We start from the raw sequence: 1,033 nt of genomic DNA, 5'->3' as shown, positions 1-1,033 counted from the left end.
TGTGCATTAGCACCAAAGCTAAAACAGCCCAATGATAGGAACCGTGTGCCTATTAATAAAACAATCCCTGCCGAAATTAAGCGAGGAGACAGATGAAAAAGCGATTTATTATAACAGGAATGATTACCCTTTTGGGGATGATAAATCTGGCACATGCATCGGATTCTCCTCAAGCAGATACATGCAATTTTCTAGCGTTGGGACTTGCTCAATATCAAAAGAACATATTTGGAACAGACCGCACTGGAGTCCTAAACAAATGTGCACAATCCCCATCGTCTGCTCCACCGCCACCACCTGCTCCACCGCCACCACCTGCTCCACCGCCACCACCTGCTCTACCAGCAGAGTATCTGGAGCTTATTAAGCTATTAAAAAAAGAGGAAATTATTGAGCTCTTTAAAAAACAACTTGCGTTAAAAAAGGAACAACTTTCACAAACAGAAAAAGCCTATCAAGCTATAACAAAGAATCAGAAAACAAACCCAAAGCAAATAGACTTTTCTAGTTTTTTTCTCAAAGAACCAGAATCGTTCTATAAGAGTGATAAGCTTTCAAGAGAATCATATCAAAAGGTACTAGAGGACGAAAACAAAGTTTCTGGGCCTTTTAATCAAATGGGCAAAACTATTTCAGAGCGTTTACAATTTGCATCGATACTAGATAAAGCTGTAAGTTTAGAAACTTTTGAAAACGTAGAAAATCGTTTTCAATACCTCAAAAGTCTATTTAATGAACTTCAAACAAAAGAAAACCTGAAAGATATTGCAGATCTTCAAGCACATATCGATGGTTCATTAGCCATGATCCAAAATGAATTTATAAAGGTACAAATGGTAGCACATTTACGTAACGCTGAGCAATCACTTATCAAAAGGAAAAGACGCGAACTTGATATGAAAATTTTTGATCATGAAAAAAAAGGGATGCCTACCATACGATGAAAACAAAAGCCGATGTAGAAGGTTCAGTACTCTCTGAACAATTAAGAGAGGCACAAAGATTTTACCAAAGCCAAGATATCGTGCTGAAA

At 37.6% G+C, this 1,033-nt stretch carries 2 protein-coding genes; both read left to right on the top strand.

Annotated features, from left to right (window positions below; all coding sequences use genetic code 11):
• Positions 1 to 96 (top strand): TrwH protein (locus tag ACFIN0_RS09785; protein ID WP_375618343.1); only part of this gene is annotated, 96 nt, incomplete at its 5' end.
• Complete coding sequence (locus ACFIN0_RS09780) at positions 93 to 944, top strand: type IV secretion system protein (RefSeq protein ID WP_375702460.1); 852 nt, start codon at positions 93 to 95, stop codon at positions 942 to 944. The genes ACFIN0_RS09785 and ACFIN0_RS09780, both read left to right, overlap by 4 nt.
• Positions 945 to 1,033: the final 89 nt, after the last annotated feature.

The organism is Bartonella sp. AA89HNZF (assembly GCF_042196905.1).
Lineage (GTDB): Bacteria > Pseudomonadota > Alphaproteobacteria > Rhizobiales > Rhizobiaceae > Bartonella.
Note: the sequence above shows the minus strand (reverse complement) of the source record. Positions and strands in the feature narration are given on the sequence as shown.

What these genes read in the sequence shown, in the direction of transcription:
- ACFIN0_RS09780 (WP_375702460.1), top strand. Translation starts at nt 93, where the DNA reads ATGAAAAAGCGATTTATTATAACAGGAATGATTACCCTTTTGGGGATG.